General features: G+C 41.5%; 10 protein-coding genes. 2 read left to right on the forward strand and 8 right to left on the reverse strand.

Annotated features, from left to right (window positions below):
• Positions 1-34: 34 nt before the first annotated feature.
• Both H1A14_RS13295 and H1A14_RS13300 read right to left on the reverse strand, forming a co-directional pair.
• Complete coding sequence (locus tag H1A14_RS13295) at positions 35-523, reverse strand: hypothetical protein (RefSeq protein WP_194776755.1); 489 nt, start codon at positions 521-523, stop codon at positions 35-37.
• 24 nt (positions 524-547) lie between these two features.
• Positions 548-1642 (reverse strand): ferredoxin--NADP reductase, encoded by a 1095-nt coding sequence (locus H1A14_RS13300; RefSeq protein ID WP_194776756.1) that lies wholly within the window; start codon positions 1640-1642, stop codon positions 548-550.
• 216 nt (positions 1643-1858) lie between these two features.
• On the opposite strand from H1A14_RS13300, the gene purB reads away from it, so the two are divergent.
• Together purB and H1A14_RS13310 are read left to right on the forward strand one after the other, a co-directional pair.
• On the forward strand, positions 1859-3202 hold the full coding sequence (purB, locus tag H1A14_RS13305; RefSeq protein ID WP_194776757.1) for an adenylosuccinate lyase: 1344 nt from the start codon (positions 1859-1861) through the stop codon (positions 3200-3202).
• A gap of 694 nt (positions 3203-3896) precedes the next feature.
• Entirely contained in the window at positions 3897-5456 is a 1560-nt protein-coding gene (locus H1A14_RS13310; RefSeq protein WP_194776758.1) for a SulP family inorganic anion transporter, read from the forward strand.
• 23 nt (positions 5457-5479) lie between these two features.
• On the opposite strand, the gene ctlX is transcribed toward H1A14_RS13310, so the two are convergent.
• The 6 genes from ctlX to H1A14_RS13340 all read right to left on the reverse strand — a co-directional run bounded on the left by ctlX (position 5480) and on the right by H1A14_RS13340 (position 13647).
• Positions 5480-6415: a citrulline utilization hydrolase CtlX gene (gene ctlX / locus H1A14_RS13315; protein WP_194776759.1), complete on the reverse strand. Its 936-nt coding sequence runs from the start codon at positions 6413-6415 to the stop codon at positions 5480-5482.
• A 51-nt stretch (positions 6416-6466) separates the two neighbouring features.
• Entirely contained in the window at positions 6467-7384 is a 918-nt protein-coding gene (locus tag H1A14_RS13320; protein ID WP_194776760.1) for a hypothetical protein, read from the reverse strand.
• Between the two features lie 144 nt (positions 7385-7528).
• The gene (locus H1A14_RS13325) at positions 7529-8320 is read right to left on the reverse strand and encodes a leucine-rich repeat domain-containing protein (RefSeq protein WP_194776761.1); all 792 of its coding nucleotides are present in this window, start codon (positions 8318-8320) and stop codon (positions 7529-7531) included.
• Between the two features lie 5 nt (positions 8321-8325).
• Positions 8326-9315, reverse strand: coding sequence for a hypothetical protein (locus tag H1A14_RS13330; protein ID WP_194776762.1), 990 nt, complete (start codon positions 9313-9315; stop codon positions 8326-8328).
• A 62-nt stretch (positions 9316-9377) separates the two neighbouring features.
• The gene (locus H1A14_RS13335) at positions 9378-10787 is read right to left on the reverse strand and encodes a hypothetical protein (protein WP_194776763.1); all 1410 of its coding nucleotides are present in this window, start codon (positions 10785-10787) and stop codon (positions 9378-9380) included.
• A 34-nt stretch (positions 10788-10821) separates the two neighbouring features.
• A complete protein-coding gene (locus H1A14_RS13340) occupies positions 10822-13647 on the reverse strand; it encodes a TonB-dependent receptor (RefSeq protein ID WP_194776764.1) in 2826 nt (941 codons plus the stop codon).
• Positions 13648-13736: the final 89 nt, after the last annotated feature.

Raw genomic sequence — 13736 nt, forward strand, 5'->3', positions numbered from 1 at the left:
GAAGACTGGGACCATCACAATAGAATCATCGGGCTCATCGGTTGATTTCTAGTATGGTCTCTTTTTCTCTTTCTTTGAGCCTGAGTAGTCTAATAATTCTTTGGGGGGTGGGTTTGCCAATGGAAATAAACAGAAGCGTAACCGCATAAGCTATAGTAAATCCGGCATTGTCAAAAACCAACAACCCAGCCGTACAAATCAGACCAACAAAAAACAACTGCCAAAATCGGGAAATGGTCGCCTTGCTGTAACTTTGGATTTTTTGTTCCAGATCATTTAGGGAAAACCTGATTTTCTTCATCGTATTGTGAAAATTCACATATTGTAAAACCAGAATGGCCGTGGTCAGGCCAAGTAGAAACGAGCTGAAGGCCTTAGGGATTTCCGGTAAATCCCAGTCCAGGTTTCCACTGTTGGTATACAAATAGGCAAAACCAAAGAGAGAAAGGGGAATGGCGATTAGAATCAACACATTCCGCTCTAAAATCTTGTATTGCTTCTTGATGGTTTCAACCTGTGTCATTTTCAGCTCATTGGGTTAAAGAAATTATTCGATATTGATTCTGATGACTCCATTGGCAGGTTTGGAAGAACAACAAAGAATGTAGCCTTGTTGGATTTCACTTTCGCTCAGTCCCGCATCTTCATTCATTTTCACTTCTCCGGAAATCAGCCTTCCTCTACAAGCAGTACACAAGCCACTCTGACAGGAATAGGGCATATCCACATCTTCATCCAATCCCGCCTCTAGTATGGTTTTTCCAGGCGGCACTTCAAAATGAAACTCGTGACCTTCCAGGATTACAGTAACCTCTTTGGTCAACACTGGAATTCCACTTTCATTTTCAGTATTTGCCGCTGGCGTGATGTAAAAACTCTCCTTCTGAATGATCTCTTTTGACACCCCTCTCTTCAACAAAGTTTGTTCAGCAGTTTCCATCAAACCTTGTGGTCCACAGATGAAGTATTTAGGGGTAAATGCAGTTTCTACAGTCCATTTGTCCAAATGATCTTCTATGACCTGGCTACTTAGCCTTCCCTGAAGCCCTTTCCATTCTGGACTTGGCTGGGTAAGGTTATGCACTATCTGTAATCTGTCTTTATACTCTCGTTGCAATTCTTTCAATTCTTTGTCAAAAATGATTTGACCTTCAGAGCGACTACAATACAGTAAACTCACTTTAGAAAGCGGTTCATTGATCAACACAGACTTCATGATACCCATGATAGGCGTGATGCCACTCCCTCCTGTAATCAGTATAAAATGATTTTGATTCTTGGAATGAAAAGTAGTGGTGAAAGTGCCCATGGGTTTCATTACCTCAATGGTTTTTCCCGGTTTCATCTTTTCAATCAGATAGTTGGACACTAATCCACCTGCCACACGCTTTACCGTAATCCCTGGAAATGGATCTAAATAGGGCGAAGTGCAGATACTGTAAGACCTTCTGACTGGCTTACCTTCTATGTCTAGAAGAAGGGTTAAGAATTGGCCCGCTTTATAATCCAAAAAAGGATCAGGTTGCTCAAAATAAAGGCTGATGGTATCAGGTGTCTCCTTTTTGATTTCTCTTATTTTTAAAGACAAATATTTGTCGTTGTCTTTAGGCGTTTCTTTTTTCTTTTTGAATAAATTAAACATTGCTGCTTATTGCTAAATTGGAATCCTACTTATGGAATCAAAATTAATGCTCGATTTTTAAAACCTGACTTTAAATCCCATAAATCTCTTGGCTAAAAACAAATAAGTATGGATCTGGTTTCATTATTCTTTTAAAATAAGCATTTAATTTTAAAGTAAAGCCTGATTTTCCCTCCTAAAATTTAACTTTGCAGGATCAAACCAAAAATAGAACCAATGGATTTAAATGCCCTGACGGCAATATCACCTGTAGATGGCCGGTATGCCGGAAAAACCAAAGCTTTAAGGGCTTATTTTTCTGAATTTGCCTTGATCAAATACCGGGTCAAGGTAGAAGTTGAATACTTCATAGCACTGTGTGAACTACCCCTTCCCCAACTTACTGAAGTCGATAGGAACCTCTATCCTAAAATCAGGGAAATTGTCAGTGATTTTTCGGAAAAAGATGCAGAAAGCATTAAAGAAATAGAATTGACTACCAATCACGATGTGAAGGCAGTGGAGTATTTTCTAAAGGATAAATTCGACTTACTCGGCCTTTCCAACCAAAAAGAGTTCATCCATTTTGGACTCACTTCTCAGGACATCAACAACACGGCTACACCAATGATGTTGCGAGATGGTTTGAACCAAGTCATTTTTCCAGCCTTAGATGAGGTGCTTCTTCTCTTGGAAAAATGTGTCCAGGATTGGAAAGACATTCCTATGCTCGCAAAAACCCATGGCCAACCTGCCTCACCTACCCGGTTGGGCAAGGAGTTTCAGGTTTTTGTGGCCAGAATCCAAAACCAGCTGGTATTAGTCCACCAAGTCCCCCATGCCGCCAAATTCGGGGGTGCAACCGGTAACCTCAATGCCCACCATGTGGCTTATCCTGAAAGAGATTGGAACAGCTTTGCCCAGCAATTTGTAAGTGAATATTTGGGTTTGGTAAGGTCATTTCCCACCACCCAAATTGAGCACTATGATCACTTGGCAGCGCTTTTTGACGGGTTCAAAAGAATCAATACGATTTTACTTGATTTTTCTAAAGACGTCTGGCAATATGTTGCCATGAATTACTTTAATCAGAAAATTAAAGCAGGTGAAATAGGCTCTTCCGCTATGCCACATAAAGTAAACCCGATTGATTTTGAAAATGCGGAAGGAAATCTGGGGATTGCCAATGCCTTGCTGGAGCACCTTGCCGCTAAATTACCCATCAGCAGGCTTCAGCGTGACCTTACGGACAGCACCGTACTCAGGGCAATAGGACTGCCATTTGGGCACATGCTCATCGCATTGGAATCATTGAAAAAAGGCATAAACAAATTAGAACTCAACCAATCCGCCATAGATGCTGACTTGGAGGAAAACTGGGCAGTAGTCGCAGAGGCTATTCAAACTATTTTGAGAAGAGAAGGATTTCCCAAACCTTATGAAGCTTTGAAAGACCTGACCAGAACCCATGAAAAAATCACTGCCAAATCCATGCGAAATTTCATCGATCAATTGGCCGTTTCTGATAAAATCAAAGCCGAACTGAGATCCATCAGTCCCTTTAATTATACGGGTATTTAGGATTTTGCTGCTTGCTGACTTTGTAATGAAAAAGTGATTTCATCAAAGAGCAGCAAAAGAAAACTTTGCGTCTTTACGCCTTTGCGTGAAAAAAATAAAACAAACCCTTTGCGTCTCCCCCTTCGAGAAAAATAAAAAACTTTGCGTCTCTGCGCCTTTGCGTGAAAAAAATTAAACAAACCCTTTGTGTCTCCCCCTTCGAGAAAAATAAAAAACTTTGCGTCTCTGCGCCTTTGCGTGAAAAGAATTAAACAAACCCTTTGCGTCTCCCCCTTCGAGAAAAATAAAAAACTCTGCGTCTCTGCGCCTTTGCGTGAAAAAAATAAAGAAACCCTTTGCGTCTACCCCTTCGAGAAAAATAAAAAACTTTGCGTCTCTGCGCCTTTGCGTGAAAAGAATTAAACAAACCCTTTGCGTCTCCCCCTTCGAGAAAAATAAAAAACTCTGCGTCTCTGCGCCTTTGCGTGAAAAAAAATAAAGAAACCCTTTGCGCCTTAGCGAGAAAGAAGTCCATAGCCATTTCTTTCCGTTCAATGACCGCTGAGCGTATCGTTTGAATTGAAATTAACCTTAACTTTATTTACAATACCAAGGAAGGCTCGATAAAGAAATTTACCGACTGTATAATATGTCAAGTTAATGCTTACCTATGGTCTATATTCGGCAAGATTTGTGACTTTTATAAATAACCCATATGCCTGAAAGAAAAGGATTACTGGCCCATTTAGGATCAGATTTACCAGCTGGACTGGTGGTATTTCTTGTTGCTTTGCCACTTTGTTTGGGTATTGCGCTCGCTTCTGGTGCACCCCTTTTTTCGGGTATCATCTCCGGGGTGATCGGTGGAATCGTAATTGGTTCTTTATCCGGCTCGCAGACAGCCGTTTCCGGACCTGCCGCCGGCCTGACTGTCATTGTCCTCAATGCAATTACCGAATTGGGTGCATTCGAACTCTTTCTTACCGCCACCGTAATTGCCGGTGTTTTACAGGTCGTCTTGGGTATCCTTAAAGCAGGGGTAATTGGGTATTACTTTCCCACCTCAGTCATAAAAGGCATGCTGGCAGGTATAGGCATCACCCTAATCATCAAACAAATTCCATATGCTATTGGAATGTCAAAAGATGAACGCATAAGAGATTTTGTTCCATTTATCAATGATCTTGATTCTTTGTTTTCTCTTAAGAATCTATTCAGTGATTTTAGTTTTGGCTCCATCATCATTACCTTGGTCTCGCTGGGAATTCTTCTCTTATGGGAAAAACCCTACTTTAAATCAAAAAAAGTATTTAACCTGATCCCAGGACCGCTTGTTGTGGTATTGATAAGCATCGGGATAAACAAGATTTTTAAATTTTTCATCCCTAATCTTTATATTGCCGAGATCAAAAAAGTCAACTTACCGAGAATTGAGCATCTTGATCATTTTCTTGATCAGTTCATGTTTCCGGATCTAGGAGGTTTTATCAATCCTGATGTTTGGATCGTGGCCATTACCATAGCTGTTATTGCGAGTTTGGAGACGCTGTTGAGCTTGGAGGCAGGGGATAAAATCGACACATATAAAAGGGTCTCACCCCCCAATAAAGAACTTTGGGCACAGGGAATCGGTAATATTTGCAATGGCTTGATAGGAGGTATTCCGGTGACTGCAGTTATTGTAAGGACATCAGCAAACATCACCTCTGGATCACGTACCAAGGCATCTGCTATTTTCCATGGTATATTGCTTTTGCTCTCTGTTTTGATCATTCCCAGGTTCTTAAATCTCATTCCTTTGGCAAGCTTGGCCGCCATTTTACTGCTTATCGGTTACAAACTGGCCAGGGTTTCCCTATGGCGCACCCAATATAAATTGGGCTTGGATCAGTTTTTGCCCTTCGCCGTTACCATTGTGGGAATCATAGTATTTGATTTGCTGAAAGGAATAGGTTTTGGGATGGTGGTAGGGTTTTTCTTTATTCTGATGCGGAATTATAAAAATTCCTATTTCTACAAGGAAGAAACAGATGACACGGACACCATTCATATTGTTTTGGCAGAGGAAGTCAGTTTTTTAAACAAGGGTGCATTGATCAATGCGCTTGAAAATATCCCGAAAGGAAAAAACGTGATCATAGATGGGTCCAATTCGAGGGTCATTGACTATGATGTTCTGGAGGTCATTGAGAACTACAGAACCAGTGCTCATGAAAAGGGAATTACGGTCGGTACCATCAATATTGAAACAGTGGACACGGGATCATTACACTAATCAGTGGCAAAAATTTGTCTTGATTAGGATCTTGGTAAGAAAATCTCAGCCATCATGCAGCGTACACTACCGCCACCCAATTTTTCAATGGTAGGAATAGCAGGTGAAATGACTTCAGTGTACTTTTCTAAGGTTTGAAGTTGACCTTTTTTTAAAGATTTCAGGGCAGTTTGGGATACTACGGTAAAAGGCTGTCCATTTACATTCTGAACTTCTAACATATTGCCCGCAAAATTGAACTTTTGGTGGCTGGAAATTGGAATTATTTTTTTTCCACCTTGTTCAAGTTTGTCTTGGAGGATTTTTCTTTCGGTGGCGGAGGGTATGCTATCTAAACAAATGACAGCCAGGTGACGGCCAAGATGCATCATTACATTGGTATGGTAGATGGGGGTGATTTTCCCATCTATTTTTTGAACCGCATCAAATTTGACTGTTTCATATCCCAAAATGCGCCCAAAATAGTCCAATGGTATTTCATGCGTCCTTTCGGACAGACAAGCATAGGCCAGTTGATTGATTCTGTCCAAAATCAAACTCCCCGTACCTTCCAAATATTGATTATCCTCTTCAAAAAAAGTAAGGTCGATGATTTCGTTCACCATAAAACCTTTTGCTATTAGTGATTCAATGAGGTCTTTTCTCCTCTCCAGTCTGCGGATGGGAGAAAACATCGGATAGAGGATCACTTTGCCATCTTCATGCGTACTGAACCAATTGTTTGGAAAGATGGCATCAGTCTTCACCGGCTCCTTAGTATCCTCTATCACAATCACCTCTACTCCCTTCCCACCAAGTAGAGAGACAAAAGCGTCAAATTCACCAATAGCCAACTGATTGAGTTCATCTGCAGAGCGATCATCTTTTTGTTGGTAAAAATTATTGGCTGCTGTCTCAGGATTAAACCCAAAATTGGCCGGTCGAACCATCAATATAGAAGAAGTGGTCTGATGAATCATGTTAATCACTAAAATTTATAGATGTAAAAATACCTAAAAAACAGGACTCTTTCAGGGTTTTTTCTCATAGCGATAGAGGACTGGCTCGATGTTAAAGCGCTTCTCTGATAAGGTAAAAAAAGCATTACCATCAGGATGAAAGCCAATCGCCTCGCCTTGTGGTTCTGGATTATAAGGCAACTGTATGGGTTTGCGTTTCAAGGCTTCCTCCACTGGCTCACCTTCATTTCTTTCCCAATAAAAAACCGTCCAGTAATTTTTAATCAAAATCTGCTTTCCATTCGCTGAGATATCTCCTGCGACGGACATGGTAAAGGGCAAGCGCATTACCTCCTGCATCTGAACATCGGCCTTCCCAAAATCCTCGGCTGCCATTTTATACAGGGTATTGGCGGAATCTCTCTTTGACAGGATATAGATGTCTCCATTCCAAGGATCTACCATCAAAGTTTCTGCATCTCTTGCCCCATCAGGATAGGTGAGTTCCCAAGTCTCTACTTCCACACTTTGGTCTAGATCCAGACTTTTGGGTTCTGGAAAGCGGAAAAGTTTGACCGAAGCATATTGCGCATTATTGTCTCCGATTTCCCCCACATAAACATAGGAGGTTTCTTTCAATGGACCTGGTCCAATGGCAATGTCTTCCCAGTCCCTATTTTTGGTATCCTTTAAAAGGATTTCACTGACCGATTTTCCTTGCTCATCCAGTACATAGACCACTGGCTCGCCCCCACTATCATTGTGGGTATAGATCCTATTCGGATGCCTTCTGGAAAAAACAAGACCACTGGCTTCATCGATTTCCTTGTTTTCCAACTCAGCGATTTTGACACCCTTTGAGAAAACAGAATCCTGGCTATATCGATTGAAATTTAAAGCTGTATTTTGTTGCAAATGCTCTGAGAGCATAAACGGAAGCAGGGTAATGAGGAACAGGGCTTTCAATAGCCAATTTGATAAATTATCCATACCGCGAAAATACCAAATATAAGGCCATAGCTTACTATTCAATTCATTAAGATATTAAGAAATGTTAAAGGATGGAATGGAGGTGAGATAAAAAAAATCCCTGCCGAAATCAATCGGCAGGGCATGGCAAAAGTTTAACTATTATTATTCGCCACAATCATCAAAATTTCCGCCGCTCAAATCCCCGATTTCATCCAAATAAGGATAAATCACACAGAAATCTTCAACTTCTAGCTCTCTCAAATCCAGAATAGCGGCTCCATCAGGGGAAGCGCTGTTTTGAAGGGCGCCGCCTTCCATCAGAGTAGCCAAAACGCTCAGATCAGTAACTCCTGAATTTCTCATATTGAGTCTCCACAGATTGGTCAATTTAGCTATGGTTTCCATACCTTCATTTCCAAAAGGGACATTTCGGGCAATGATCGTCCCAAGATTGGTATTGTTTTCCAGTGGAGAAATGTCTGTGATGCCAGTCGTGGTATTGATATTGAAATAGGTCAGCGTGGTGTAATTTGAAATTGGAGATAAATCTGTAACCCCAGTGTTGTTCAACCTGAGGTAATCCATTTTCTCAAGACCTGCTATAGGCGTAAGATCTGTGACGCTGGTTCCTCCCAAATGCAGATAAGTGAGGTTCTCTGCGAACTCCAAACCTGTCAAATCTTCGATCTGCTCTATTTCACCAGTAATGTCGCTTCCACCATCAATGGTCAAAGTCTCTAGTTCCAGGATATTTTCTTCAGTGATGTCTTCATCATCATCTAAACCAAGCGCGATTTTAATCTGTTGCTCCAGTCTGGCATCAGGTACGTTAACTACCTCAGGCTCTTCAGGAGTAATGATGGTGGGTTCGTCGTCGCTGGAACAGCTAAAAACTGTTGCGAAGCCAAAAGCCGCAATCACCATTACGGAAAATTTGTTAAAATTAGTTTTCATTTCTTTTAATTTAAGGGTTGGTAATAATATTTATATAGTATAGGATCATTGGAGCTGTTCAAAGCCTCACTTAGTGTGAAATAATTGTAATCTGGATCAAAGCAAATCGCTTCTCCCTGTGGTTCACCGATATAGGGTGCTCTAATCGGCGTTCTTGCCAACATTTCTACCATGGATTCGCCATCATTTCTTTCCCAATAGAATATCTCCTGTCTGTTTTTTATCAGTACTTTTTCTCCCGATAGTGAACAAGTAGCAGCTGAAGTTTCTCTGAAAGAAAATTCACCTGCTTTGTATAATGTGAATCTTTCTTCCACCGTCTGTGGATAAGGAGCCACATATAGCATGGAAACCACATCTCTTTTGGTCGCCAAAAAGATGTCCTTGGTAAAGGGATCGACAAGCATGCCTTCCGTATCATGGCTTCCGTCTGGAAAACGGAAGATGATTCTGTCTATCTCCAACTCATTTAAGGTCACTATTTCACCTTCATGAGCGGTATCGAAAACAGGTTCCGGAAACCTATAAATAGTATATTCTGGCCTTCTTTTGTTGTTATCGCCAGTATCAGCCAAGTAAATGTAGGTTTCTCCTTCCATGGGGCCGTAGGATACTTCGATGTCTTCCCAATCGATGTTAACCGTCCCACCTATTCGATAGGTGGTTACAATTTCACCAGTCTCTGCATTCAACAGGAAAAGCATATTGGTATTTCCCGAGTCATTGTGTGTCCAGATCATACCCGGATTTCTGTAACTCCAAGCCAGTCCTGAGGCTTCTGAGATTTTTACTGGGCCCATTTCATCAGGTATCGGTTTAAATTGATCCGTGACGGGCATGGTAAAGGTATTGTAATCTGTTTCGAAAGGTTCATGCAAGTCCCACTGATAAGCATCTTCCGGACTTGGATTGATCCCACTGTCATCATCGATTGAACAGGCAAAAAGGGACGTTAGAATACATATGCCTAGAAGACAATTGAGTTTTACCTGCATCAAGCTGTTTTTTAAAAGCGGACCTGCAAAACAGGTCCGCTTTAAGATTTTAAAATTTAGGATTAATTTGTTCCGAAGGCACCAAAGAACTCACTTGGAGCTGGTGGGGAGAAATTCAAGGCCCCATCCAAACTTTGATAGCTCGTATGTACAAAATCAAAATCCAAAATGCCACCAGTCAATGCAGGAGAATCAGCTTGTAAATGGAAGTCTGCTCCGGCAGGAATTGGATCTATATTTCTGGCTAAAGGATCGGTACTAATGGAGGAATTTCCGCTGAAAGTAAAACCTGAAGGGTCATAGTTCACAAACATTGGGTCATTGTCCCCAGGGCCATCAGCTACGTCAGTTGATGGAATTGGAGTTCTTGGATCATTGCCGATCAAACCTACAGAAGCAGTGGCATCAGTAGGATAAAACTCATCAACTATGGTCTGAACACTGCCATAATTCCAGTTGTATCCGTAATTGATCCTATCTACATTTGGCTGCGATTCCCCCGCCACAAGTCGTAATCCAAATCTATTGTTGACAAGTAGGTTATTATACACGTCTCCAAAAGCATCAGACTCATAGTTCAGACCTGCACCTCTTCCTGGTTCAGATCTTCTGTAACCGGAATTCAAGATGGTATTGTTATAGAAATTGGTATGACATCTGCCTCTCTCACCTGGACCGGTATCTGCCGACTTAAGGCCGTTGGTAGCTAGATTGTAAAAAAGGTTATAGGCAAAGTCTCCAGAGGTTGCCGCTTTAATGTTGACTGCATCACCACCGGTACCACCAGTTACTTCAAAAACATTGTGGGTCATCAAGGTTTTGCCACCATTGATTCTGATCGCATCATCTGGACAAAAGGCGATTCTGGAATGTTGCAAAACAAAAATTCCATCTTGCCTCATATCAGCTTGACGAATAAAATACAGCGCATAACTAGCATCCCCTGCATTCAACTCACCTCCACCACCTGTGGCAGGAAGTGCCATTGCATTTTCTTCTCTTGCAGCCGCACCAGTGTGAAGGATGTCCGTATACTGAATTACCAAGTCCCCAGCTACGTTGGTCCCTATCACTCCACCCCATAATTGGCCTATGCCATTGTTTTTGGAGGAATTAATCAACTCATCAGAGGCAGTCAAAACGACTCTATTGTTTTCCTCTCCAAGGATATACAATGAACCAAATACATCAATAAACCAACCTTCTCCATTTGGGCCTTCTTGAAATTCAAGGGTCACTCCTGCTGGAATAGTTACTGATTCTCCTTCAGGAACAATTAAATCTCCTATTACTTTGTAGGTTTCTCCTGCATCGAATTCAATTTCAGTCATGTCACCTGCAATGCCATCTTCAATAGGAGCAATCGGATCAGGATCTGGATTGGGGTTAGGCGAAATGCCATTGTCGTCTGAACAAGCGAATGCAAGGGAGACGAAAAACCCTGCTAGCAATAACAATTTTGGTGTTTTCATATTTGATTTAATTTAGTTGTGGTTAACGATTTCATTACCTCATCAGGTTGTACCTTACTCCCAATCTGTAGGACTGTCCGTAAGTATCCCTTCTGACGAATCCGACATTGAAGGGGTCTGTTTGATGAGGATAGGGGTCAGTTGGAACCGCAAGCGGTTTCTTGACATACAATTGATAAGGAGTATTGAGTAGGTTATTGGCTTTGATAAAGATGACCCATCCATTTTGAAATCCCTTTTCAATTGAAAAATCAAGTTGGGTCATGGGCTTCATGTAATGGTCAGCACCAAAAAACGGTGAGACAAAGGCAATTCTTTCACCCGTGTAATTGGAGACCAATTGGACATCGAGTAAGTTTCTTTGGTTTTTGTAGAGCAAACTTAAATTTCCCACATGATCAGACTGACCTTGTAAGGGTCTGGTTTGATTGATGACCGATCTGGAACGGTCTTCATTGATGACCACTTTATTGGTTGAAATCTCAGAAATCGTGTAGGTATAGTTGAACCTGATTCCGAAGTTTTTGAAATATTTCAGGTAATCTGCTTCTATTCCAAAATTGGTGGCATCATCAAAATTTTGCGGCAAAATCCTGCTTGTATTGGGTGCAGATTCCGGCCCTTCCACTTGAGGAAACCCATATTCAATAGGATCTATGATTTTTTTGTAAAATACACCAATGAGAATCTGGTCTGGTCCTGATGGGAAAAACTCATACCTGAGGTCAGCACTATGTCCAATAGATGGTCTCAAGTCGGCATTTCCTCTTTCACTGTAAAATGAATCTCCACCTCCCGCGCTTCTTATGGTAGGTACAATTTCATAGAAGCCCGGACGACTAATCCCTTTAAAATAGGTTGCCCTAAGGTTTGTTGAATTGTTCAATTGGTGCTTGACACTGGCTGAGGGGAACAAGTTCAGGTAATCCTGCTCTTGGCTCAATTCAGTATCACTGCCGGCAGCAGCAAGAGAATTGATTTCATACCCTTGAAGTGTTTGTTCTGCCCTTACCCCTACCTGAAAATTGGTCTTGTTAAAGGTCAAACTTGTATTTACATAACCTGCGTAGATGGATTCATAGGCATCATAGACTAAATTACTTCTGTCTCCGCTTCCAAGTGGATTGGCCATTGCTGTAAAGGCAACGTCACCGAAATCATCCCAATCTACCCCTCTGAACTGTCCGAAAATTTGGGCATAATTGTAAAAATTAAAATAGTTGTCTCTCACTTTATCCCTGTAGAGACCGCCGAATAAGATCTCCGTTTTGTCATTGAACAAATAGGGATTGTATTTGAAATTCAAGTATACAGAAACGTCATTGTCTCTGTTTCTTTCCCATGCCCGAGAATTTCTCGTGCCTTGGAAATAAACAGATTCATTGGTAATGGCATTCTGCGCTGAAATAAATTGTCCTGCTCTGGAAAATACTCCATCGTCTGGCCTTTCATTCAATGCTGTAGAATATATGGCCATCCATTCTGCTTTCAGATTATCGGTTAACCTATGGTCTCCACGCAAATCAAACGTGGTGATGTCCTGCATGATGTTACTGAATCTAGTGATGGGATAAACCGCATAATCTGTAACGGCAACAAAACTTTCCCTTCTAACTTGATCTCTAACCCTGAACTCATTCAAAATATACTTACCCGCATAAAAGCTGACCGTGTGATTGGAATTTAACCTGTAATCCAATTTTCCGTGAAAAGCCATTCTTTGGAGCTGGGAACTTGTTTCCCTATCGATCAAATCCCGCATGATCAGGGGATTTCCAGGTTCAAAACTCACCGTTGGGTCATAGAGGTAATTTGATACGGGTCTGTAGGAATTTTGAAAACTTCCTCCGAGCATCACACCCAATTTTTCATTTAAATAACGATTCCCAAAGGTGAGATTTGCAAAAATATCTGGAAGAGGGGTGATCTCTTTGATGGTCATATTTTCGGCAGGAAAATCAGCTGGAGTGGCCCTGTACGTTTCCCCATACAGTTCTCTTGGAGATCTCATGTTAACTCCAGATCGGTCATAGGTAGCAAATGGCCTTGTGAGGTTCATTTGGTTGTACCCGATTTGGAGATCACCATCTATTAAAAGCTTATTGGGTGCACTTTTCATCACCATATTTACAGTACCACCAATAGCATCCGCCTCCATGTTTGCGGTAAGGGATTTGTACACTTCTAACCGCTCCAGTAAAATGGCAGGGAAAATATCGAGCGGAACATACCGGTTTTCATTGTCCGGAGAGGGGATTTTAATGCCATTCACTAGGGTGTTGTTGTACCTTTTGTCCATTCCCCTTACGATTGCATATTGGGGATCCCCGCTGGCATTTCTCTCAATAGAAAGACCGGAAACACGTTGAATGACATTGGCGACGGTGATATCTGGGGAAAGCTGAATTTGCTTGGATGAAATCACATTAAGCACACTGGAAGAATTCTTTTCCAATTGTCTGGCATGGACATCCGAACCACGCAGTCCATCTCCCGTAACCACAAATTCCGATAAATCTCCGGTATCTATTCCTAAAAAGAAATCCTTGCGAATTCTTTCAGAGCCGTTGACGGAGATAGATTCATTGACTTTGAGATATCCAACATAGGATATTTCTACAGTAAAATTTCCGTTTGGAACATTCCTTATTTGATATGATCCGTCCAGTCCAACTACTGCGTATTTGTCAGTCCCTTTGATTATGACAGTGGCGCCTACTAAAGGCTCATTGGTATCCTTGTCAAGAACCAAACCAGTGATATTAGCAGCCTGAGTTGAAAGACTAGCCACAGCAAACAGGGTAATCGATAATAGCCATGCTTTCATATCCGCAAAGGTGAGGAAAGCATGTTGCCCCATGATTACGGAGATGTTTACTTTAGGTTATCATGACCTGTCTCAAAGTTATCCAAATGTTACCCTCAGCCTAAAAACAATATTTCAAAACC

This window comes from Pararhodonellum marinum (assembly GCF_015354735.1).
Classification (GTDB): domain Bacteria; phylum Bacteroidota; class Bacteroidia; order Cytophagales; family Cyclobacteriaceae; genus Pararhodonellum; species Pararhodonellum marinum.